Here is a 22,424-nt window from a genome sequence, read left to right on the forward strand (position 1 = left end):
CGCTATGCTATCGTTAACGAGGATGCGATGGTGATCGCTCCGAGCGTATCGTTTGTGTACTAACATGCAAGTGGCACGTATTGCGTTGCAGCGTATGCACGATTTGTCGTCATTGTGCAGGGCAAACTGATCGTTTATCCGGCAATCGTGCTTTTCGTTCGCGGTGGCGCTTGACAGTCGGCGGAGGGGCGCGACATCATTCGTATACGAACGAATTGCCGCGGCGCGTGGATGGCTGCCGCCAACTCCGCTTCAAGATGGGCTTCTCTGCATGGTGACTGAGACGGCGAGCGACGGTGCAGGGGACAAGATCCGCTGCGATGCCTGCCCGGTGATGTGCTACATCAAGCCGGGCGCGGCAGGCGCCTGCGACCGCTATGCCAATCAGGACGGTGTGCTGGTGCGCGTCGATCCGCATATCCTGCTGGAGCGCACGGTGTCGCATGGCGGCAAGCTGGTGCCGTTCCAGGCGAGCGGCGACTGGGACGGCAAGATCGTGCATCAGCCGGAGCTGTTCGTCACCGCGATCGGCGCCGGCACCACTTATCCCGACTACAAGCCGGCGCCGTTCATCGTGTCATCGGTCGTCGATGGCGTCGACATGGTCACGGTCGTGACCGAGGGCATCTTCAGCTATTGCGGCGTCAAGGTGAAGATCGACACCGACCGCTATCTCGGCCCGGAAGCGGCGACGGTGCGCGTCGACGGCGAAGCGGTCGGTCACGTCACGACCAGCGAATACGGCTCGCAGATGCTGTCGCTCGGCGGCGTGCATCATCTCACGGGCGGCTCCAAGAAGGAGGGGCGTGTCACCTGTGACGCGCTGATGGACCTCAGCAACCGCAAGGCCGTGGAACTGGTGGTTGACGGCGGCTCCAGCGTGATCGTGCAGGCGGGGCAGCCCCCGATCGTCAACGGCGTCAAGGAAGAGCGCATGCGCGTCGGCTGCGGCTCGGCCACGATCGGGATGTTCGCCAAGCAATGGCAGGGCAAGGTCGACGAGGTCGTCGTGGTCGATGATCACATCACCGGCGTGCTGTCAGAGCACCAGGCCGGCAAGCTGCTCGACATTCCCGCGACAGGCATCAAGATGAAGGGACGACGCTCGACGCCGGGCCGCTACTTCCAGGTGGCGCAGCCCGGAACCGGCTGGGGCGGCACCGACATCTCCGATCCGCTGTCGATCCTCGGGCCATTCGATCCCAAGACGGCGAAGCCGGGAACGACGCTGCTGATGGTGTCCACGACGGGCGAGCATGCCGGATACTACGTGCTCGACGAGACGCTCAGGCCGGTGCAGCGCGAGATGCCGCCGGAGCTGCAGTTCTCGGTCGAGCGCATCCAGGAGAACTGCGAGCCGGCGCTGTGCACCGTGCTGTTCATGGCCGGTGCCGGCGGCTCGCTGCGCGCCGGCGTCACCGACAATCCGGTGCGGCTGACGCGTTCGGTCAAGGATACGCTGACGCGGGTGACGAGCGGCGGTGCGCCGGTCTATGTCTGGCCGGGCGGCGGCATCACCTATATGGTCGACGTGACCCAGATGCCGGCCGGCGCCTTCGGCTATGTGCCGACGCCGGCGATCGTCGCGCCGATCGAGTTCACGCTGAGGCTATCGGATTATGCGGCGCTCGGCGGGCACATGGATTACGTCCAGCCGCTCGCTTCGCTCAAGGATGTCAGCAAGGACATTCGCCAACTGCCGTGGCCGAGGCCGGGTGCATGACCCGGCAGCCACAGATCGCCTTGTTGCCCGACCGGCGGCTGCATCTGCAGGACGGCCCGATCGATCTGATCATCGGCGTCGACGCGGTCGATGGTGATATCCGCGCGGCCTATCGTGCGGCGGCCGAGCGTTTCACGGGTCTCTTGGACGAGCTGTGTGCCGAACTGTCCGATCTGCGCAGGGGCGCCGATCACGATCGATGCCCATTGAAAGGTGTCGTCGCGCGGCGGATGCATGCGGCAGTGTCGCCGTTCGCCCGCGAAATGTTCATCACGCCGATGGCCGCGGTTGCCGGGAGCGTGGCCGAGGAGATCCTCGGCGCCATGTGCGGCGTGGCGAAGCTGACGCGGGCCTATGTCAACAATGGCGGTGACATCGCACTCCATCTGCGGGATGCCGCCACCTTCAGCGTCGGGCTGATGGACCGTCCCGACGGCGCCGGTGTGATGCGCAGGATGACGCTTCGTGCTGCCGATGCGATCGGCGGCGTCGCCACGTCGGGCCGCCACGGCCGCAGTTTCTCGCTGGGCATTGCCGACGCGGTGACGGTACTCGCGCGCAGCGCGGCGCAGGCGGATGCGGCGGCGACGGTGATCGGCAACGCGGTCGATCTTCCGGGTCATCCGGCCGTGCTTCGCCGACCTGCCTGCGAGTTGCAACCGGAGACCGATCTCGGTGATCGCCTCGTCACATGCGAGGTCGGAGAGCTCCGTGATGTCGAGGTTGCCGAAGCGCTGGCCGCGGGCGAGCATCGTGGGCAGTCGCTGCTGTCGGCCGGTCTGATCGAAGGCGCCGTTCTGCAGCTCCGCGGCAACATTCGCGTTGTCGGTCCGCGCGCGATCGAGATCGTTCGTCGGCCGCAGTTGCGAGCGGCGGCGGCGTGAGGTTTGATGCATGATGTGCAGGAACACGAAGGATCATCGATGAGCGCCGTCATCAGAAAGATCGTGACCGTGGTCGAGGAAGTCCATCAGGAGATGGGCCGGTCCGTCTCGCCGCCGACGCGGCGGGCTGCGGCAGTGGCGGTGATCGAGAATCCGTTTGCCGGCCGCTATGTCGAGGACCTGTCGCCTCTGATTGCGATCGGCGAGGAGCTGGGCGAGATGCTGGCCAAGCGCGCCGTGGCCGCGCTCGGCATCGAAGGGCCGGCCGCGCACAGCTACGGCAAGGCGGCCGCCGTCGGCAGCGACGGCGAGCTGGAGCATGCGGCCGCGATCCTGCATCCGAAAATGGGCGCGCCGGTGCGCAAGGTACTCGGCAAGGGCGCGGCGCTGATCCCGTCGTCGAAGAAGCGCGGCGGCGTCGGCTGCACGCTCGACATTCCGCTCGGCCATAAAGATGCGGCCTTCGTGCGCAGTCATTTCGATGGCATGGAGGTGCAGATCAACGACGCGCCGCGCGCCAATGAGATCATGGTCGCGCTCGCGGTCACCGACAGCGGCCGTCCGCTGCCGCGCGTCGGCGGGCTCACGGTCGCCGAGATCAAGGGCGAGGACGGTCTACGGTAATTCGACTCAACATGGAGGCTGAAGGGATGCGACGGAGAACGATGCTTGCGGCAGGCCTGGGCCTTGCCGTCGCGGGATTGACGGGCGCGGCGCGCGCCGAGGACGTCATCAAGATCGGCGAGATCAACAGCTATTCGCTGCTGCCGGCCTTCACCGAGCCCTATCGCAAGGGCTGGCAGCTCGCGGTCGAGGAGGTCAATGCGGCCGGCGGCATCAACGGCAAGAAGCTCGTCGTCGTCTCCAAGGACGACAGCGGCAAGCCGGCTGACGCGCAGACCGCGGCCAACGAGCTGGTGTCGAGCGAGAACGTCGCGATGCTCGCCGGTACGTTCCTGTCGAACATCGGCCTCGCCGTCAGCGACTTCGCCAACCAGAAGAAGGTGTTCTTCCTGGCGGCCGAGCCGCTGACCGACGCCATCACCTGGGCGAAGGGCAACAAATACACCTTCCGCCTGCGTCCGTCGAACTACATGCAGGCGGCGATGCTGGTCGAGGAGGCCGCCAAGCTTCCCGCCAAGCGCTGGGCCACCATTGCGCCGAACTATGAATATGGCCAGTCGGCCGTCGCCGTGTTCAAGAAGCTCTTGTCTGAGAAACGGCCCGACATCCAGTGGGTGGACGAGCAGTGGCCGCCGCAGGGCAAGATCGACGCCGGTCCGGTGGTGCAGGCCGTCGCCGCCGCCAATCCGGAGGCGATCCTCAACGTCACCTTCGGCGCCGATCTCGTGAAGCTGGTCCGCGAAGGCAACACCCGCGGCCTGTTCAAGGACCGCAAGGTCGTCAGCTTCCTGACCGGCGAGCCGGAATATCTCGATCCGCTCAAGGAGGAGACGCCCGAGGGCTGGATCGTCACCGGCTATCCCTGGTATTCGATCAAGACGCCCGAGCACGACGCGTTCCTGAAGGCGTATCAGGCCAAATATAACGACTATCCGCGGCTTGGTTCGATCGTCGGCTACCAGACCATCAAGTCGGCAGCCGCCATCCTCGCCAAGGCCGGCTCGACCGATACCGACAAGCTGATCGCCGCGGCCGAGGGACTGTCGGTGCCGTCGCCCTTCGGTGAAATCACGTTCCGCAAGATCGATCACCAGTCGACGCTCGGCGCTTACGTCGGCAAGACTGCGCTGAAGGACGGCAAGGGCATCATGGTCGACGCCGTCTATCGCAAGGGCTCGGACTACCTGCCTGGTGACGCGGAGGTCGGCAAGCTCCGGCCGAAGGACTGATCCACACGATCCTGCTTCTCCCTCTCCCGCAGGGGGAGAGCGGGCGGGGTGAGGGAATACGACGCCTGATCTGCAGGTTCGGGCCGAGATCCCTCACCCCACGCTTGCTCGCCAGCTCTCTGAGGGAGCGCCGAGCGCAAACGCGGCTCATCGATTCGACGATCTCCTCACGCGGACCGCCCATGGCCTTCTATTTCGTCCAGTTCCTGACCGGCCTTGCCAGTGCAGCCTCGCTGTTCCTGGTGGCGTCGGGACTGTCGATCATCTTCGGCGTCACCCGCATCGTGAATTTCGCCCATGGCGCGTTCTACATGCTCGGCGCCTATGTGGCCTTTTCGCTCACTGAGAGGCTGTCCGGTCCGCTCGGCTTCTGGGGCGGCATCGTCGTGGCAGCGCTCGCGGTCGCGGCCGTCGGCGTGCTCGTCGAGATCGTGCTGCTGCGCCGGATCTATCACGCGCCGGAATTGTTCCAGCTGCTCGCGACCTTCGGCCTGACCTTGATGGTCGAGGATCTCGTCGTGCTGATCTGGGGACCGGACGACCTGGTCGGCCGCCGCGCGCCGGGATTGAAAGGTGCGGTCGATTTCTTCGGCCAGAACATCCCGAGCTACGACCTGTTCCTGATCGTGCTCGGCCCCGTCGTGCTCGGCGCATTGTGGCTGCTGTTCCAGCGCACGCGCTGGGGCATCCTGGTGCGCGCGGCGACGCAGGACCGCGACATGGTCGCGGCGCTCGGGGTCAACCAGAAGTGGCTGTTCACCTCGGTGTTTGCCGTCGGCGTCTTCCTGGCGGCGCTCGGCGGCGCCCTGCAGATCCCGCGCGACGCGGTCCATCACGCGATGGATCTGCGCATCATCGTCGAGGTGTTCGTGGTCGTCGTGATCGGCGGCCTCGGCAGCATCCTCGGCGCCTTCATTGCCGCCGTGCTGGTGTCGGAGCTCAACGCTTTCGGCATTTTGATCTTCCCCACGATCTCGCTGATCCTGGTGTTCCTGGTGATGGCGGTCGTGCTGGTCGTCCGGCCCTGGGGCCTGTTCGGTAAGAAGGAAGCGCCCGCGCGCCGCACGCCGGGCCTCACCGTTATTCCGTGGCGTCCGCTGAGCTCGGTCGAGCGGCTGGCGTCCCTCGTCGCTCTGGCGCTGGCGGCGATGCTGCCCTTCATCGCCGGCAACTACGCGCTGACCGTGGGCGCCGAGATCGCGATCTTCGTGATCTTCGCGGCGTCGCTGCATTTCCTGATGGCGGTCGGCGGGCTCGCCTCGTTTGGTCACGCCGCCTATTTCGGCCTCGGCGCCTATGGCGTCGCCTTCCTCGCCAAGATGGCGGGACTGCCGATGATCGTCTGCCTTTTGCTGGGCCCGCTGCTCGGCGCGCTCGGCGCAGCCGTGTTTGGTGCTTTCGCGGTCCAGCTCTCCGGCGTCTACTTCGCGATGCTGACGCTGGCGTTCGCCCAGATCGTTTGGTCGATCGCGTTCCAATGGGTGGCCGTGACCGGCGGCGACAATGGCATTCTCGGTCTCTGGCCGGAAAAGTGGGCGGCCTCGCCGTCGCACTTCTATTGGCTCGCACTGGGCGTGTCGGCGCTCGTGGTCAGCGTGCTCCGGCTGATTACTTTCTCACCCTTTGGCTACGCGCTGCGCGGCATGCGCGACTCGCCGCTGCGCAGCGAGTCGATCGGCATCAACGGCAAGCGTATCCAGTGGACCGCTTTCATCATCGCCGGCACGACGGCCGGCATCGGCGGCGCGCTGTTCGCCTATCTCAAGGGCAGCGTCTTCCCTGACAACATGGGCATCTCGCTCTCGGTCGATGCGCTGGTCATGGTGTTGCTCGGCGGCGTCGAGACGGTGCCCGGCGCGATCTTCGGCGCCATCGTCTACAAGGCGCTCAACATCTGGCTGGTCAGCCAGACCGACTGGTCGAAGCTCGTGCTCGGCATCTTCATCGTGCTGATCGTGGTGGTGTTCCCGAAAGGCATCGTGGGCGTGGTCGAAACCGTCATGCATCGGCGCCGCGCAGTGTCCCCCAAGGGGGCTTCGCTGTCGGCCAAGATGGAGGGCGCATAATGAGTCTCGGCGTGTCGATGCTCTCGGTCGAAGGCCTGTCTAAATCCTATGGCGGCATTCACGCCGTCCGCAACGTGTCGTTCACGCTGCGGGCCGGCGAGATCCTGGCGCTGATCGGCCCGAACGGCGCGGGGAAAAGCACCTGCTTCGACATGCTCAACGGCCAGAACGTGCCGGACAGCGGCCGCATCACGGTGGTGGGGCAGGAGACCACCGGGCGCAAGCCGCGCGAGGTCTGGCGGCTCGGGGTCGGCCGCACCTTCCAGATTACCGCGACCTATCCGACCATGACCGTGCGTGAGAACATCCAGGTCGCGCTGGTCTCGCATCATCGCCGCCTGTTCGATTTCTGGAGCCCGATGGTTGGCATCGAGCGCGACGAAGCCGATCGCCTGCTCGATCTCGTCGGCATGGCCGGCTATGCCGAGCGTCCCTGCGGCGAGCTCGCGTATGGCGACCTCAAGCGGCTGGAGCTCGCGATCGCGCTCGCCAACCAGCCGAAGCTGCTGCTCATGGACGAGCCGACCGCCGGAATGGCGCCGCGCGAGCGCGTCGAGCTGATGCGGCTGACGGCTGGAATCGCGCGTGAGCAGTCGATCGGCGTCCTCTTTACGGAGCACGACATGGACGTGGTATTCGAGCATGCGGACCGCATTCTCGTCCTCAATCGCGGCAGCCTCATTGCCGAGGGATCGCCAGCCGAGGTGCGCGCCAACCGGGAGGTGCAGGCGATCTATCTCGGCGAAGGCCTGCTGTATGATGCCGATCATCGCGAGGGAGCTCCGGCATGAAGCTGTCCGTCGCCAGTCTCAACAGCCACTATGGTCCGGCGCATATCCTGTTCGACATCGGCCTCGAGGTCGGCGAGGGCGAGGTGGTGGCACTGCTCGGGCGCAACGGCGCTGGCAAATCGACGACGTTCCGCTCGATCGTCGGCCTGGTCGAGCTGCGCGAGGGCCAGATCATGTTCGAGGGCAAGGACATCTCGTCCGCGCCGACCCATGAGATCGTCCGCGCCGGCCTCGGCTATGTTCCGGAAGAGCGCCGCATCTTCACCGAGCTGACGGTGGAGGAAAACCTCGAGGTCGGTCGGCAGAAGCCGCGGCCCAATGCGCCGCAATGGACGCGCGAGAAACTCTATCAGTTGTTTCCCAATCTCGGCGAGATGAAGAACCGCCCGGGTGGCCGCATGAGCGGCGGCGAGCAGCAGATGCTCACCATCGCCCGTACCCTGATGGGCAATCCGTCGCTGGTGCTGCTCGACGAGCCATCGGAGGGTTTGTCGCCGAAGATCGTCGAGCAGATGGTCGATGCGATCCTGACCATGAAGAAGGAAGGCGTCTCGCTGGTCGTCTCCGAGCAGAACCTGCATTTCGCCAAGCTGATCTCGGACCGCGCCTATATCATCGAGCGCGGCCGCATCTGCTTCTCCGGCACCATGGCCGAGCTCGACGCGCGGCCCGACATCCGCGACGCGCATCTGTCGATCTGAGGCGAGGGAAGATATGGCCAAGAGCGCCACGCTGAAGCGATCGGCAAGGACCGCAACGAAGACCGCGCCGAAGCCGCAGCCAAAGGCCGCTGCGAAGGCCACGGCCAAAGCGGCGAAATCAAATTACGTGCTCGACGATCAGATCGGCTTCATCCTGCGTCAAGTCTGGCAGCGCCACACGATGATCTTCGCGCGCGACATCGGCAGCAACCTGACGCCAACGCAATGGGCGGCACTGTCGAAGCTGGTCGAGACCGGGCCGTGCTCGCAAAACCAGCTCGGACGGTTCACGGCGATGGACGTCGCGACGATCAAAGGTGTGATCGACCGGCTGACCGCGCGCGGTCTCACCGAAACCAGCCCGGACCCGCAGGATGGTCGCAGGCTGCTCGTCAGCCTGACCCGCGCCGGCCAGCAGCTCGCGGAGAAGACCGCACCGCTCGCGCTCGCCATCTCCAAGGAAACACTGGCGCCGCTCGATGCGAAGGAACGCGAGACGCTGCTGGGGTTGTTGAACCGGCTGCGGTAGCCCTTCCTCCACGTCATTCCGGGGCGTCGCGAAGCGACGAACCCGGAATCCCGAGCTGAGGGAAAGAACAGCGCTGGCCAATCTCGGGATTCCGGGTTCGCCCTTTGGGCGCCCCGGAATGACTGTGTATGCCGCTCTACGACGATATTACTTCGCCACGATCTCCGGGATCTTCGTGGCCGGCGGCGTGTTGCGGCTGCGCTGGGTGCGGACGATGCCGTCGATGATGGTCATGCCGATACCCGGGAGATCGCCGAGCTGGACGCTGTCGAGCAAGGTCGTGGCCGGCGAGTGCTGCGCCTTGTCCATGATGACGAAGTCGGCGGAGCGGCCGACCTCAATCAGGCCGCAGTCGAGCTCGCGCATCCGCGCTGTGTTGCCGGTAGCGAAGCAGAACGCGATCTCGGCGGGGACGTCGCCGAGCGAGGACAGTAGCGACACCATGCGCAGGATGCCGAGCGGCTGCACGCCGGAGCCGGCCGGCGCGTCGGTGCCGAGGATCACGCGGTTGAGTTCGTTCATCTCGCGCGCGGTGCGCAAGGTGAACAGCGCCGAGCGCTCATTGCCGTTGTGCACCAGCTCGAGCCCAGCCTTGCAGCCCTCGCAGATGCAGCGGATCTGGTCGTCGGGCAGGGCGGTGTGGCCGCCATTGATGTGTCCGATGACGTCGGTGCCGGCCTCCAGCACGACGTCCTTGTCGATCAGGCCGGAGCCGGGAATCGACGGACCGCCGGTGTGAATGGTGCTCTGGATGCCGTATTTGCGCGCCCAGCCGACCATCTTGCGCGCGGTCGGGCCGTCCTTGACGCCGCCGAGGCCGACCTCGCCGAGCAGCTTGACGCCGGCCGCCGCGAGCTCCTTGAAATCGTCCTCGACCATCTCGCATTCGATCACCGGCGCGCCGGCATGCACCTTCACACCGCCGGGGCGGAGCGTCCAGAATGCGCGCTGCGCGAAGATCGCCATCGCCTTCAGGCCGACCACGTCGCGCGGGCGACCGGGCATGTGCACCTCGCCGGCGGAGATCATCGTGGTGACGCCACCATGCAGATAGGAGTCGATCCAGTTGGTCTGGTTCTGCCGCGGCGTCCAGTCGCCGGCGACCGGATGAACATGGCTGTCGATCAGGCCTGGCGCCACCGTCGTGCCATGGGCATCGACGATGGTCGTCGCGCCTTCGGTGTCGACGTCCTTGAAGCGGCCGATGCCCGTGATCTTGCCGTTCTCGGCGACGATCGTGTCGGCGTCCAGGATGGGCCGTTCCAGTGCGCCGGACAGCATCAGGCCGATGTTGCGGATGACCAGCTTGCTGGGACCGGTTGCTTGCGGCGCGTCATGGGCCATCGGGATATCCTTCTTTCCTGGCAAGGCATTTGCGGCAGTTTGCGCCTGCACGCGGCGCAGCATCAAGCCGGTTTCGGTCATTCGTACACGAATGATCAGGTCCGGCAAGCTGCGGCCTGCACGAAGATTTGGCGCGGGCTGCCTACCCTTCAGACACAGCGCGGGCCCTATGAGCGCGGCGACATCCTCGGCTTCGGTCGCGTGTTCGACATTCCCGTCCCCTGTGCTTGTGGCGGTGGTCTACGCGCAGGTGACGAACCGCACCCCTGGACGTTGCCGCCGCAATCCGGCATCACCTCGTGCGATCTTTTTGCGACGTGGGTGACGGCAGATGAGCGACGACCTCCACATGATCGGAGCGGGCGGCATCACCGCCTCGGTCAAGGCTGATGGCGCCGAGCTGTGCTCGTTGAAGACGGCCGGGGGCCTGGAGTTGCTCTGGCAGGCCGGAGCCGTCTGGCCGCGCCATGCGCCATGGTTGTTTCCGATCGTCAGCCGACTCAAGAATGACCAGCTCCACCACCGCGGCCGGACCTATCCGATGACCCAGCACGGCTTCGCCCGCGACCTGCGATTCACCTGGCTGGAGCGCGGGGCCGAGTCGTGCGTGTTGCAGCTGACCGACGACGAGACGACGCAGGCGCACTATCCGTTCGCCTTCCGTCTCACGGTGAGCTACCGGATCACCGCTGATGCGCTGGACGTGGCGGTCGAGATTGCCAACCCCGGCGCGGAGGTTCTGCCAGCCTCGTTCGGATGCCATCCCGCCTTCAACTGGCCGCTGCTCCCCGGCCAGCCGAAGGAGAGCTATCGGCTGATCTTTGCAGAGCCGGAGCCGGCGCCGATCCGCCGTCTGACAGGAGGTTTGCTGCGCGAGCGGCCGGAGCCCTCACCGATCGAGGGGCGCGTTCTCCCGTTGAGCGAACGTCTGTTCGACGACGATGCCGTGATCCTCGATCAGCCGGCCAGCCGTTCGGTTCGCCTCGTCGGAACCACAGGACCGGCGCTTGAGTTAACTTGGGATCATTTTCGTCAGCTTGGAATCTGGTCGAAGCCCGGCGGCGTGCCGTTCCTGTGCATCGAGCCGTGGCGCGGTTTCGCCAGTCCGCTCGATTTCGACGGCGAGTTTGCCGCCAAGCCCGGCGTCATGCACATCGCCCCGGACTCTGCAGAGACGCTGCGATGCCGCATCCGGGTCGACGGATTGGTATGACTAATGCTCGCAGCGCCCATTTGCGTGCACAGCGGTAACTGTGACTCGCAGTTTTGGGCCTGGAAATGACGGCGCCGTGACCTACATCAGAGACGAGCGCGGAACTTTGGCTATGATACGTCGAACGACCGGCGGTTGGTGGGCGCTTTCTCCGAACTGATAACGGTCGATCATCGAACATGACGTGCGGCGTGATGTCAGGCGCTCTTAGCTGGCTCTTGCAGCCGGGCAGCGCTGCGAGTTCGCCATCAGCCGGCGTGCAGAGATCTCGCGGCGGGGGCGCGTAAGTGGCGTTACGCGGGGAACGGGAGGATGGGATGGTGTTGAGAGCTGTTATCGGCACGATTACATGCGCCGTGTTGCTCACGGCGAGCGATGCTGTGGCGGGGGCCTATCAGCCGGGTGACTTCCTCAAGCTTGATCTGTCGAAGGCCGTGTTGTCGCCGGAGCCGCTCGGCCCCGAGGCGCATTTCGAACCTGTGCCTATCGAAGCCAAATCAGATCGACCTGCGGTCGCCGTCCGTTCCGCGATCGACCCGGACGAGCGCTTCGCCATCCCGCGCGCCATCGCCAGCCGGCGCGCTCATGGCACCAGGACGGCCGAGCGGCCCCGCGGCGCCGCCCGCACCAAGCTCGTCCATCGGCGCGGCAATCCGCTCGACGCGCAGGCGATGGATACGCGCATTCAGACCTGGCCGTGCCGGCCTGGCAGCGGCGGCATCTGTAACTGGCGCTGATCGGCGGGGCTACCCCGCGCGCCTGTTGCGTTCAGGAACCTCGCTCCCGACATCTTGATTGAGGCGGATGCCGGCTCGCTTGAACTCGCAAGCGGAGCAAAGGCAAGTTGAACGCTTCCCGCCAAGGTCTTGATGTTTCGAGGCTGCCGCCGGCGTTTGCTGGCGAATGGCTCGCGCGATTCCAGGAGATTTCATGAACGCCATCGACACCCAGGGTATCCGTCTGCCCAAGCTCGGGCTCGGCACCTTTCGCATGCAGGGCACTGTCTGCCGCGAGGCCGTCGAGAGCGCGCTTGCGCTCGGCTACCGCCACATCGACACCGCCGAGATGTATGCCAACGAGGATGCGATCGGTGCTGCACTTGCGGCAACAAATCTGCCGCGCGCCGAATTGCACGTCACCACCAAGGTCTGGCCGGAGAACCTCGCGCCGGACGCGATCCGTCGCGCATTCGACACGAGTCTGAGGAAGCTCAGACTGGAGTTCGTCGATCTCTATCTCATCCACTGGCCGGCCAAGGGGATGAACCTGCCGGCCGCGCTGGAGACGCTGTTGAAGCTGAAGGAGGAGGGGCGTACGCGCGCGATCGGCGTCGCCAACTTCACCGTCGCGCTGCTGAAACAGGCGGTGGAGGACGTCGAGGCACCTGTTGCCTGCAATCAGGTCGAGTATCATGTGATGCTCGACCAGTCGAAGCTGATGGCCTACATGGCGAGCCGGTCGATTCCCCTGGTGGCGTATTGCCCGCTGGCGCAGGGACGCGCCGCCGCCGACGAGACGCTGGGGGCCATCGGCAGGAGGCATGGCGCGAGCGCCGCCCAGGTCGCACTGAAATGGCTGTTGGACCAGGATGGGGTGGCGGCGATCCCCAAGGCCGCGCGTCCGGAAAGTCAGCGTGCGAACTGGGATGCGATGAAGCTTCAACTCGATGATGAGGATCGTGCCACCATCGCGTCCCTCCCGAAGGACAAGCGCTTCGTCAATCCGGCCTTTGCGCCGGAATGGGACCGCTGACCACCACGCGGAGCCCTGCGAGAACGGACGTCAGAACGAACGCCACAGAAAATGGCCCCTCTCGGGGCCATTGCTGTGTCGAAGTTGCAGATCAGTCGCGCCGGATGATCACGGTGCGATCGTGATGGCGGTGGAACGGCCGGACATAGCGGTGAGGCCGGTACTCACGATGCATGCGGTATTCGGCGTGGGACCGATCCCAGCCGTGGTGGTAGTGATGGCCGCCACGCTTGATGACCACCGTCTCGGCGTTGGCGATCGACGGTGCCGCGAGCGCGACGACCGCAAGGGAAGCGAGCGCGAGAGCGATTTTCTTCATGTTGTCCTCCAGAATGAAAGTGCGGGATCAACTTGAAGTGTGAAAGAACGTTCCGCAGGAACTTCCACGAAGTTGCTGAATACACGTTCAGATTTGGTCTTCACGCTCGCGGGCGAACCGTGCCGTCCCCTCGAGCCTGCCGCGTCAGTCGCACTTCCTGAGCGCTGGCGTCGGCTTGCCGTTGGCGACGAAGCGGCCGTCACGAATGGTGTAGCTGTCGTCCTCGCCGCGATTGAACGCGGAGCGGATGTTGCCGTCGGCGGTCCGGGTGATCCCATTCTCTCGCGTCTGGCGCGCTTTGGGCAGCACGATCGAGAGCACCAGCGTCTGGTCCGCCTCGACGCGTGCGCTCGCCACCTGGTTGACGTCGGACGGATCGTGGTCACGACGATAGATCAGGTGACCATCGTCAGTGACTTCGTAGGAGATGATGGCGCCGCGGCCCTTGACCGCGGGTGCGCTGCAGTCGGCGGCCCAGGTTCCGATTAGGCCCCAGGTCCGAGCAACCTCGACGGTGTCGCCGGCCCGAGCGGCAGACGCTGATGATGCGCAGAGGACGATTGCGATGAGAGGGCGGGAGATCGAAATCATGCGGTCTCGCGGGGATGACTGCCGTGACATCTTAATGCACTGCGTCAATGGCGCAACGACAGACCTGCGCCGAGATCGTTGGCACAAAGTCTCATTCTTTTCGGGCCGGCCTTGCTGGCGAGGGGGACAAGGCGCATGCTCCCCGCAACTACAAACAAGCGTGGGGAGGCTGACCATGTCTGCGCTGTCGCGCCGCAAATTCCTGCTGTCGTCCGGAGCGGCCGCCATGGCCGCGCTATCGGGTCCTGCCGGCGCCGCGGTGGGGCCGGCCGACAAGTTCGATCTGGTGATCAAGGGCGGCGACGTGATCGATCCCAGCCAGTCGCTCCGAGGCAAGCGCGACATCGGGATCCGCTGGGGCGTCGTCGAAGCGGTCGAGCCCGAGATACCGGCCGAGCGGGCGCTGCGGTCGATCGACGCCAACGGCCGGTTGGTGACGCCGGGCCTCATCGACCTCCACAGTCATGTCTATCCCTATGGCTCGGCGATTGGGATCCCGCCCGACGAACTGGTGCAATTCCAGGGCACGACGACGGTCGTCTCGGCCGGCGACGCCGGCGTCAACAATCTTGCTGCGTTGCGCCGCTTCATCGTCGCCCAGTCGCGGGCACGCATCTACGCCTTCGTCCACATCGCCAACAACGGCCTGTCGGCGTTTCCGGTGGCCGAGCTCTACAACATCGACAATGCGCAGGTAGACGCCTGCGCCATGGCGCTGGCGGAGAACCCGGACTTCCTGCTCGGGGTCAAGGTGCGGATGTCGGAGAACGTGATCTTCAAGCATGGGCTCGAGCCGCTGAAGCGCGGCATCAAGGCCTGCGAGCTGTGCGGCTGGCCGGCGCGGATGATGGTGCATATCGGTGGGGTCGAGACCGGCGAGTTGATGTCGCAGATCCTGGACCTGCTGCGCCCCGGCGACATCCTGACCCATGCCTATTCCGGCGCGCCGAATATGGGCGGCGCCTTCACCAACATCGTCCAGGATGGCAAGCTGCTGCCCGCGGCGCTCGCCGCCAAGCAGCGCGGCGTGCTGTTCGATGTCGGCCATGGCGGCGGCAGCTTCGATTTCACCGTGGCCGAGGTCGCGATCCCCGGCGGCTGCGGCCCGGACACCATCTCGTCCGACATCCATGTCTTCTCCGGCAACAGTCCGGGCATGCCGTTCCTGCCCAACGTGATGGCGAAATTCATCGCTATGGGATTTTCGTTGGAGCAGGTGGTGAGCATGGCCACCTCTGCGCCGGCCAAGATCATCAACCGTGCGCCGAAGATCGGCAGCTTGCAGGTCGGTGCGCCGGCCGACGTCGCAATCATGGACCTGGTCGAGGGGCCCGTCAGCTTCGTCGATACCCGCGGCAACAAGCGCGAGGGCAAGCTGCAGCTCAAACCGGTGCAGACGGTGATCAACGGCGTGCCGTTCGGGCGGCCCTACCAGTCGCCCTTTTCGGTGCGGTGAGCAGCGCGCGATCACTCGATCGCGCGCGTCCGCTCCACATTGGATGAGCGCAGTGGGACCCCGAACTCCTCCCGGCAGACGTCGGCGAGGACTGCGATGCCCTCGCGGATCTCCTGATGCGAGGGGCTGGCGAAGCACAGCCGCAGGCGGCTCCGCGCATGCGCGGCGTCGGTGGACCATTCCGGTCCCGGATTGATCGAGACGCCGCGTTTGAGCGCTGCCTGTGACAGCTTCATCGCGTCAACCTGGTCCGGTAGCTTGACCCAGAGGAAGATCCCGCCCTTGGGCGGCGCGAACTCGGCGGCGGTGCCGAACTCGGCGTTGAGCGCCTCGATCAGGGTGTCCAGCTTGGCGCGCAGTCCCCGCACCAACTGCGGCACGTGGGTCGCGAAATGCGGCCTGCAATATTCCGCGAGCACCATCTGCTCCAGCGCACCCGAGCCGGCATCGGTCTTGAGGGACAGCAGCACCGACATGATCTCCCAGGGGGCGACCAGGAAGCCGACCCGCAACGCCGGCGCGACCGACTTCGAGAACGATCCGAGGTGGATCACACCGCCATGGTCGGACATGCCGTGGATCGCGCGGGGCCGTTTGCCGTCCCAGATCAGGTCGGCGTAGCAGTCGTCCTCGAACACCGGTACGCCATAAGCGCGCGACAGCCACAGCAGCTCGGCCCGCCGGCTTTCCGGCATGATGGTGCCGGTCGGGTTCTGCACCGTCGGAATGGTATAGATGTATTTCGGCCGGATGCCGCGATCCTTGAGATCGGCCAGCATCGTCGCCAGCGCGTCCGTTCGCATGCCGTCCTGGTCGAGCGGGATGCCGATGACCTTGACGCCCAGTCGTGCCAGCCGCGTCAGCGTGCCCTGGTAATTGTCCTGCTCGACCAGCACGGTGTCGCCGCGCGTGAGCAGCGCCTGATTGACGAGGTCGAGGCCCTGCAGCGAGCCGGACAGGATCATGATGTCGTCGGCGCGCGCCGACATGCCCGCGTCCCGCGTCAGCTTGGCGGCAAGAAAGTCCCGCAGCGGCCGGTAGCCTTGAGGCCCGTGCGCGAGGCCGTAGGTGGCGAGCGCGCGTCCCTCGCGGGCGAGCACGGCGTCGGCGGCCGCGCGCAAGCCCTTCACGGGCACGGCATCGGCGTCGTTGTTGCCGCCGACGAAGCTGTATTTTGCGAGTCCCGTCCAGCGCGCGGCGGGTGCGGGCAGGCCGGGGCTGAGGAGGGGTGCAAAATCGAATGCGGCCATGAGGCGCGGCTCCCTTGTTCTCGATTTGAGGCGACTTTAAACAGATACCAGGGCGCTTGTCCTGGCAGGGCAGGTCCTTTTCCCGGGGAAGGCGACCTTCGAGCGGCGGTTCCGCCGCTCTGGCGCGCGCCTGCGATCCCGGCTAAAGCAGCCCGGAAAAGCAGCGAGACTTGCAATGGCCGACTCGATCCAGGAAGTTCTGTACGCCTTCGCCAAGGGCGAGATGGTCGTCGTGACCGATGACGACGACCGCGAGGGCGAGGGCGATCTCATCGTCGCCGCCTCGCTCTGCACGCCCGACAAGATGGCGTTCATCATTCGCCATACCTCCGGCATCGTCTGTGCGCCGATCACCGCCGACGACGCGCGGCGGCTGCGGCTCGACCCGATGGTCGCGCACAATGATTCCAACCACACCACGGCCTTCACCGTTTCGATCGACTACAAGCCGGACGGTGGCACCGGAATCTCGGCCGAAGAGCGCGCCTCCTGCTGTCGTGCGCTCGCCAACCCGAATGCCGGTGCCGCTGATTTCGCGCGTCCCGGCCATATCTTTCCATTGATAGCGCGTGACGGCGGCGTGCTGCTGCGCTCCGGCCACACCGAGGCGGCGGTCGATCTCTGCAAGCTCGCGGGGCTCCCGCCGGTCGGCGTCATCTCCGAGTTGATGAACGACGACGGCACGGTCATGAAAGGCGAGCAGGTCGTTCGTTTCGCTGCGGCCCACAATCTCAAGCATGTCACCATCGCCGATCTGATCTCGTACCGGCAGGCGCGCGAGAAGCTGATCGAACGGGTGTCGACCTTCACGACCGACAGCCCGATCGGGCCGCTGCAGGGCTTCGCCTACCGCTCGCCGTTCGATCCGATCACCCACGCCGCGTTCGTCTATAACGGCATCGGCGACGGCAAGAACGTGCTGACGCGGCTGCACAAGCCCAACATCGTGAAGGATCTGATCGCAGGTCCGCAGCGTATCCAGGCGGTGCTGCAGCACTTCAAGCGGGCCGGCCGCGGCGTGCTGATCTATCTGCGCGACGGCGCGGCCGGCGTTCCCGTCGAGCCGGTCGAAGAGCCGCATACCGCGGAGGCCGATCGCCATCGGCAGTGGCGCGAGGTCGGCGTCGGTGCGCAGATCCTGCGTGATCTCGGCGTGACCTCGATCCGGAACCTGACGTCGTCGGTCCATGACTACAAGGGCCTGTCGGGTTTCGGTATCGAGATCGTCGCCAACGAGCGGCTTGAAGGCTGAACTTCCAGGATTTAACCTCTCAACTGCTGCGACCCGTGCGCAGCGAGACGCGAAAGGACCATTCATGAGCGCGCGCCCTCAGGCAAAGGACAAGCCGGCCCAGTCGAGCTTCCAGTGGGACGATCCCTTCCTGCTGGACGATCAGCTGACCGAGGACGAGCGCATGGTGCGTGACACCGCGCGCGCCTACGCCCAGGACAAGCTGCTGCCGCGCGTGACCAAGGCCTATCTCGAGGAGAAGACCGACCGCGAGATCTTCAACGAGATGGGCGAGCTCGGCCTGATCGGCATCACCTTGCCGGAGGAATATGGCTGCGCCAATGCGAGCTACGTCGCCTATGGCCTCGTGGCACGCGAGATCGAGCGCGTCGATTCCGGCTACCGCTCGATGAACTCGGTGCAGTCCTCGCTGGTGATGTATCCGATCTATGCCTATGGCGACGAGAGCCAGCGCAAGAAATATCTGCCGAAGCTCGCCAGCGGCGAGTGGGTCGGCTGCTTCGGCCTGACCGAGCCGGATGCCGGTTCCGATCCGGCCGGCATGAAGACCCGCGCCGAGAAGGTGGCCGACGGCTATCGCCTGACCGGCAGCAAGATGTGGATCTCGAACGCGCCGATCGCCGACGTGTTCGTGGTGTGGGCCAAGTCGGCCGCGCATGACAACCAGATCCGTGGCTTCATTCTCGAGAAGGGCATGAAGGGCCTGTCGGCGCCGAAGATCGGCGGCAAGCTCTCCTTGCGCGCCTCGATCACCGGCGAGGTGGTGATGGATGGCGTGGTGGTGCCGGAGAGCGCGCTGCTGCCCAACGTGTCCGGTCTGAAGGGGCCGTTCGGCTGCCTCAACCGCGCCCGCTACGGCATCTCCTGGGGCGTGCTCGGCGCCGCCGAGGATTGCATGCATCGCGCCCGCCAGTACACGCTCGACCGCAAGCAGTTCGGCAAGCCGCTGGCTGCCACGCAGCTGGTCCAGAAGAAGCTCGCCGACATGGAGACCGAGATCGCGCTCGGCCTGCAGGCCTCGCTTCGCGTCGGCCGCCTGATGGACGAGGGCAAGATGGCCCCGGAGATGATCTCGATCGTCAAGCGCAACAATTGCGGCAAGGCGCTCGACATCGCCCGCGTCGCGCGCGACATGCACGGCGGCAACGGCATTTCGATCGAGTACCAGGTGATGCGCCACGCCGCCAACCTCGAGACGGTCAATACCTACGAGGGAACGCACGACGTCCACGCGCTGATCCTCGGCCGCGCGATCACCGGCATTCAGGCGTTCTTCTAACTGCTGTGCGCGACGCCCATTCGCTGCATCGGGCGGTATACGCGGTCGCCGTTGCGCCCTCGCTGTCATCGTCCGCGAAAGCGGACGATCCAGCAATCACCGGCCCATCGAGGCTCATCGCCGTCTCGGAGTACTGGATCCCCCGCTTTCGCGGGGGATGACGGCAGCGAGTGAGGCAGGCGATCTGCCCCATGCACAGGGAAGGCACGCCATGGCCGAGAATGACGACGTCCCGTTCAACCGCAACTTCCCGCTTCGGGCGGGCGTCGTCGAGCAGGTCCGCCCGGGTATTCGCCGCGTCCTCTGCAACAATCCGAGTCCGTTCACCTTCACCGGCACGGTCAGCTACATCGTGGGGACCGGCAACGTCGCGATCATCGATCCGGGTCCGGACAACGAGGCCCATGCGCAGGCGCTGCTCGATGCCATCAGAGGCGAGACCGTCACGCACATCCTGGTGACGCACACGCATCGCGATCACTCGCCGAACACCGGACGGCTGAAGGCCGCGACCGGCGCCACCGTCTATGCCGAGGGCCCGCATCGCGCCTCGCGGCCGCGCTACGAGAGTGAGAAGCACAGTCCGGAATCCGGCGTCGACCGCGATTTCGCACCCGACGTCACGGTTGTCGACGGCGATGTGATCGAAGGGCGGGGCTGGCGGGTCGAGGCCGTGGCGACGCCGGGCCATACGGCCAACCATCTCGCCTTCGCCTGGACCGAGCGCAGCACCACCTTCGTCGGCGATCACGTCATGGGCTGGGCGACGTCGATCGTGGCGCCGCCCGACGGTTCGATGGTCGACTACATGGCTTCGCTGGAGCGGCTCGCCGCGCGACCCGAGGAGCTGTATTTCTCAGGCCACGGTCCGGAAATTCCGGAGGGACCGCGCTACACGCGCTTCCTGATGCGCCACCGCCAGGCCCGCGAGGCCTCGATCCTGCATCGCCTCGCCAAGGGCGAGGCCGACATCCCGACCATGGTGCGCGCGATCTATATCGGCATCGATCCACGGCTCACCACCGCGGCCGGCTATTCCGTGCTGGCCCATCTGGAAGACCTCGTCGCCCGCGGCGTGGTCGCGACGGAAGGTGATCCGGTGATCGGCGGGACGTATCGGCTGGTGTAGCGAATAGCGAGTAGGGGAAGAGTGCGAGCCGGGAAGACTTCGTTCCCTATTCGCTACTCCCTATTCGCCATTCGCCCCGCTCACTTCTTCACCGTCTTCGCATTGCCCTTCGCCGCCACCGGCGGCGGCGTGACCTTCTTCACCGGCTTCTGCGCCTCGGCCTCGCCGGCGTTGGACAGGTCCTCGATCAGCTTGGTCACGCGCGCGGCATTGCTGCCGATATCCGACTCGAAATAGCGCGAGGCGGAGCGGACGTCGACGCGGGAATCCTCGCCGTCGGGCTGGATGCGGATCGAGATGTCCTCGCGGAAGCCCATGATCGGCGTGCGCGCGACCGCCTCGATGCGGCCGACGCGGCGCGGCGGCTGCGGCGCGCGTTCGTCGACCACGAACCATTTGCGCCGGTTGACCAGCTTCAGGGCGATCGCGTAGGCGCGATCGGGCGGCAGTTCGATCTGCACCGGCTCGATGTCCGGATAGAATTTCTGCTGCTGCTCGGCTGAATACAGCCCGGCATAGACGGCCGTGTTGGTGCCGTCGCCGTTGCGGAGCGGCGCCAAAGCCTCGAAGCGCGGCGGATCGATCGGGTCGGTGGTGATGTCATAGATCTTCGGCAGCTTGCGGTACTGGAGCGCGAGGTAGGCCGGATAGGCCAGCACCACGGCATCGATCATGAAGGCGAGCAGGATCCGGCTCATGCCGCGGCTGCCGTTGCGCCAGATCGCGACGAAGGCGGCAAGCCCGAGCAGGATCGACAGCACGGCGAGCCCCAGCGCGCCGAAGAACGTCGCCAGCGCCGGCTTCATCTCCAGAAAATCGAAGCGCAGGATCAGGATCGAGACCAGCACGGCGACGACCGAGAACACCGCCAGATTGCGGGTCCAGGTCGCGAGGCTGGAGATCGGCTCCGACAGATAGGGGGCGTGAAACCTGCGTGCCATCGTGTCAGGAACTGCCGGGGTTGGGCCGCTGCCTGCGTTGCCGGGCGGCCGGATCACCCCGTGTGAGACCACGCGGATCGCGCAAATTCAAGAGGCGTTTGGCCCGGAGAGGGCGGTTGATGCGGAGACCGCGTCAGGCGGCTCGGTCTGTGCGGCTGCGCAACGCCGTCAGCATCAACAGAACGGTTGCGATTGAGAAGGCTGCGCCGGTCGTGAACGTCGCCTGCGACCCATAGGCGTGCCACAGCGATCCCGCCAGCAGGCTCGCGACCAGCAGCGCAGCGCCGGTCACAAGGTTGAACAGGCCGAACGCGGTGCCGCGCAGATCCGGCGGGGCGGTATCGGCGACCATTGCCGACAGCAGCCCCTGCGACAGCCCGAGGTAGAGGCCCCACAGCGCGACGCCGATCGCGGTGCCGATCAGGCCGGGCACGAAGGCCAGCGTCAGGTCGGCGGCTGTCAGCACCACGAGGCCGCAGGTCAGCACGTTGTTGCGGCCGATGCGGTCGGAGAGGATGCCGGCGGGCATGGCGACGCCGGCATAGATCAGGTTCATCAGCACGTAGACCAACGGGATCAGGGCGAGAGCGAGGCCGTCGGCCTGCGCCTTCAGCACCAGGAACGCCTCGCTGAAGCGGGCCAAGGCGAACACCGCGCCGGTGGCGACCACGATCCAATAGGCCGATGGCAGCTGGCGCAGCTCGCGCGCATGGACCGGCCAGTCTCGGCGCGCCGCAGGCGCGGTCTGCGCCGGCTCGCGCAGGCCGAACAGGATCAGCAGCACGGCAAGCGTGGCCGGCAGCGCCGACCACCAGAACACCGCCCGGAAGTCGTCGGCGTAGAGCGCCATCAGCGCCACGGCGAGGAGGGGACCGGCAAAGGCTCCGATCGTGTCGAGCGCCTGGCGCAGGCCGTAGCTCGCGCCGCGGATGCCTTCCGGCGTGACGTCGGCGATCAGCGCGTCGCGCGGCGCCTCGCGGATGCCCTTGCCGATGCGGTCGACGAAGCGCGCCGCGAGGATCTGCCATGATGTGCTGGCGAGCGGAAACACCGGCTTGGTCAATGCCGCCAGCCCATAGCCGATTGCGACCAGCAGCTTGCGCTTGCCAATGCGGTCGGACAGTGCGCCGGAGAACACCTTGGTGATTGCGGCGGTCGCCTCGGACACGCCTTCGATCAGGCCGATGGTCACCGTGGAGGCGCCGACCACGGTCGCGAGGAAGACCGGCAGCAGCGCATGGATCAGCTCCGAGGAGATATCCATCAGGAGCGATACCAGCCCGAGCGTCAGCACCGTCGACGGTATGTCGCGCCATGTCGTGGACGCTGGGAGGCGCGCTCTTGAACTCAT

General features: G+C 65.9%; 21 protein-coding genes. 15 read left to right on the forward strand and 6 right to left on the reverse strand.

The window, feature by feature from the left end; translation table 11 throughout:
* The first annotated feature begins 271 nt into the window (after positions 1-271).
* The 8 genes from QW863_RS14805 (at position 272) to QW863_RS14840 (ending at position 8,547) form a co-directional block, all read left to right on the forward strand.
* Positions 272-1,723 carry a 6-hydroxynicotinate reductase gene (locus tag QW863_RS14805; protein WP_315715501.1) on the forward strand — a complete coding sequence of 484 codons (1,452 nt, stop codon included), beginning with the start codon at positions 272-274 and terminating at the stop codon, positions 1,721-1,723.
* Positions 1,720-2,607: a UPF0280 family protein gene (locus tag QW863_RS14810; RefSeq protein WP_315715502.1), complete on the forward strand. Its 888-nt coding sequence runs from the start codon at positions 1,720-1,722 to the stop codon at positions 2,605-2,607. The genes QW863_RS14805 and QW863_RS14810 overlap by 4 nt, the downstream gene beginning before the upstream one ends.
* Before the next feature lie 39 nt (positions 2,608-2,646).
* Positions 2,647-3,231 (forward strand): amino acid synthesis family protein, encoded by a 585-nt coding sequence (locus QW863_RS14815; protein ID WP_315715503.1) that lies wholly within the window; start codon positions 2,647-2,649, stop codon positions 3,229-3,231.
* 26 nt (positions 3,232-3,257) lie between these two features.
* Positions 3,258-4,460 (forward strand): ABC transporter substrate-binding protein, encoded by a 1,203-nt coding sequence (locus tag QW863_RS14820; RefSeq protein WP_315715504.1) that lies wholly within the window; start codon positions 3,258-3,260, stop codon positions 4,458-4,460.
* 182 nt (positions 4,461-4,642) lie between these two features.
* The gene (locus tag QW863_RS14825) at positions 4,643-6,526 is read left to right on the forward strand and encodes an ABC transporter permease (RefSeq protein ID WP_315715505.1); all 1,884 of its coding nucleotides are present in this window, start codon (positions 4,643-4,645) and stop codon (positions 6,524-6,526) included.
* Positions 6,526-7,317 carry an ABC transporter ATP-binding protein gene (locus QW863_RS14830; RefSeq protein WP_315715506.1) on the forward strand — a complete coding sequence of 264 codons (792 nt, stop codon included), beginning with the start codon at positions 6,526-6,528 and terminating at the stop codon, positions 7,315-7,317. The genes QW863_RS14825 and QW863_RS14830 overlap by 1 nt, the downstream gene beginning before the upstream one ends.
* Positions 7,314-8,018: an ABC transporter ATP-binding protein gene (locus tag QW863_RS14835; RefSeq protein ID WP_315715507.1), complete on the forward strand. Its 705-nt coding sequence runs from the start codon at positions 7,314-7,316 to the stop codon at positions 8,016-8,018. Before QW863_RS14830 ends, QW863_RS14835 begins: the two co-directional genes overlap by 4 nt.
* 13 nt (positions 8,019-8,031) lie before the next feature.
* Positions 8,032-8,547 carry a MarR family winged helix-turn-helix transcriptional regulator gene (locus QW863_RS14840; protein WP_315715508.1) on the forward strand — a complete coding sequence of 172 codons (516 nt, stop codon included), beginning with the start codon at positions 8,032-8,034 and terminating at the stop codon, positions 8,545-8,547.
* A gap of 147 nt (positions 8,548-8,694) precedes the next feature.
* Here QW863_RS14840 and QW863_RS14845 read toward each other — a convergent pair whose 3' ends face one another.
* Positions 8,695-9,891: an amidohydrolase family protein gene (locus QW863_RS14845; RefSeq protein WP_315715509.1), complete on the reverse strand. Its 1,197-nt coding sequence runs from the start codon at positions 9,889-9,891 to the stop codon at positions 8,695-8,697.
* Positions 9,892-10,222: 331 nt separating this feature from the next.
* Here QW863_RS14845 and QW863_RS14850 point away from each other — a divergent pair, with 331 nt between their 5' ends.
* The 3 genes from QW863_RS14850 to QW863_RS14860 all read left to right on the forward strand — a co-directional run bounded on the left by QW863_RS14850 (position 10,223) and on the right by QW863_RS14860 (position 12,856).
* Complete coding sequence (locus tag QW863_RS14850) at positions 10,223-11,104, forward strand: aldose 1-epimerase family protein (protein ID WP_315715510.1); 882 nt, start codon at positions 10,223-10,225, stop codon at positions 11,102-11,104.
* A gap of 317 nt (positions 11,105-11,421) precedes the next feature.
* The gene (locus QW863_RS14855) at positions 11,422-11,841 is read left to right on the forward strand and encodes a hypothetical protein (RefSeq protein WP_315715798.1); all 420 of its coding nucleotides are present in this window, start codon (positions 11,422-11,424) and stop codon (positions 11,839-11,841) included.
* 193 nt (positions 11,842-12,034) lie between these two features.
* Entirely contained in the window at positions 12,035-12,856 is an 822-nt protein-coding gene (locus QW863_RS14860; RefSeq protein ID WP_315715511.1) for an aldo/keto reductase, read from the forward strand.
* A 91-nt stretch (positions 12,857-12,947) separates the two neighbouring features.
* Here QW863_RS14860 and QW863_RS14865 read toward each other — a convergent pair whose 3' ends face one another.
* On the reverse strand, positions 12,948-13,175 hold the full coding sequence (locus QW863_RS14865) for a hypothetical protein (RefSeq protein ID WP_315715512.1): 228 nt from the start codon (positions 13,173-13,175) through the stop codon (positions 12,948-12,950).
* A gap of 144 nt (positions 13,176-13,319) precedes the next feature.
* Positions 13,320-13,766 (reverse strand): hypothetical protein, encoded by a 447-nt coding sequence (locus tag QW863_RS14870; protein WP_315715513.1) that lies wholly within the window; start codon positions 13,764-13,766, stop codon positions 13,320-13,322.
* Between the two features lie 175 nt (positions 13,767-13,941).
* Here QW863_RS14870 and QW863_RS14875 point away from each other — a divergent pair, with 175 nt between their 5' ends.
* Positions 13,942-15,222 carry an amidohydrolase/deacetylase family metallohydrolase gene (locus tag QW863_RS14875; protein ID WP_315715514.1) on the forward strand — a complete coding sequence of 427 codons (1,281 nt, stop codon included), beginning with the start codon at positions 13,942-13,944 and terminating at the stop codon, positions 15,220-15,222.
* Between the two features lie 11 nt (positions 15,223-15,233).
* On the opposite strand, the gene QW863_RS14880 is transcribed toward QW863_RS14875, so the two are convergent.
* The gene (locus tag QW863_RS14880; protein ID WP_315715515.1) at positions 15,234-16,472 is read right to left on the reverse strand and encodes a PLP-dependent aminotransferase family protein; all 1,239 of its coding nucleotides are present in this window, start codon (positions 16,470-16,472) and stop codon (positions 15,234-15,236) included.
* A gap of 175 nt (positions 16,473-16,647) precedes the next feature.
* Between QW863_RS14880 and ribB the strand changes: the two genes are divergently transcribed.
* The 3 genes from ribB to QW863_RS14895 all read left to right on the forward strand — a co-directional run bounded on the left by ribB (position 16,648) and on the right by QW863_RS14895 (position 20,132).
* Complete coding sequence (gene ribB / locus QW863_RS14885; protein ID WP_315715516.1) at positions 16,648-17,724, forward strand: 3,4-dihydroxy-2-butanone-4-phosphate synthase; 1,077 nt, start codon at positions 16,648-16,650, stop codon at positions 17,722-17,724.
* Between the two features lie 64 nt (positions 17,725-17,788).
* Positions 17,789-19,003 carry an acyl-CoA dehydrogenase gene (locus tag QW863_RS14890; protein WP_315715517.1) on the forward strand — a complete coding sequence of 405 codons (1,215 nt, stop codon included), beginning with the start codon at positions 17,789-17,791 and terminating at the stop codon, positions 19,001-19,003.
* Between the two features lie 211 nt (positions 19,004-19,214).
* Complete coding sequence (locus QW863_RS14895; protein WP_315715518.1) at positions 19,215-20,132, forward strand: MBL fold metallo-hydrolase; 918 nt, start codon at positions 19,215-19,217, stop codon at positions 20,130-20,132.
* A gap of 80 nt (positions 20,133-20,212) precedes the next feature.
* Here QW863_RS14895 and QW863_RS14900 read toward each other — a convergent pair whose 3' ends face one another.
* Together QW863_RS14900 and QW863_RS14905 are read right to left on the reverse strand one after the other, a co-directional pair.
* The gene (locus tag QW863_RS14900; protein ID WP_315715519.1) at positions 20,213-21,073 is read right to left on the reverse strand and encodes a DUF1499 domain-containing protein; all 861 of its coding nucleotides are present in this window, start codon (positions 21,071-21,073) and stop codon (positions 20,213-20,215) included.
* Between the two features lie 133 nt (positions 21,074-21,206).
* On the reverse strand, positions 21,207-22,424 hold the full coding sequence (locus tag QW863_RS14905) for an MFS transporter (RefSeq protein ID WP_315715520.1): 1,218 nt from the start codon (positions 22,422-22,424) through the stop codon (positions 21,207-21,209).

Source organism: Bradyrhizobium sp. SZCCHNR1017 (assembly GCF_032381375.1).
Lineage (GTDB): Bacteria > Pseudomonadota > Alphaproteobacteria > Rhizobiales > Xanthobacteraceae > Bradyrhizobium.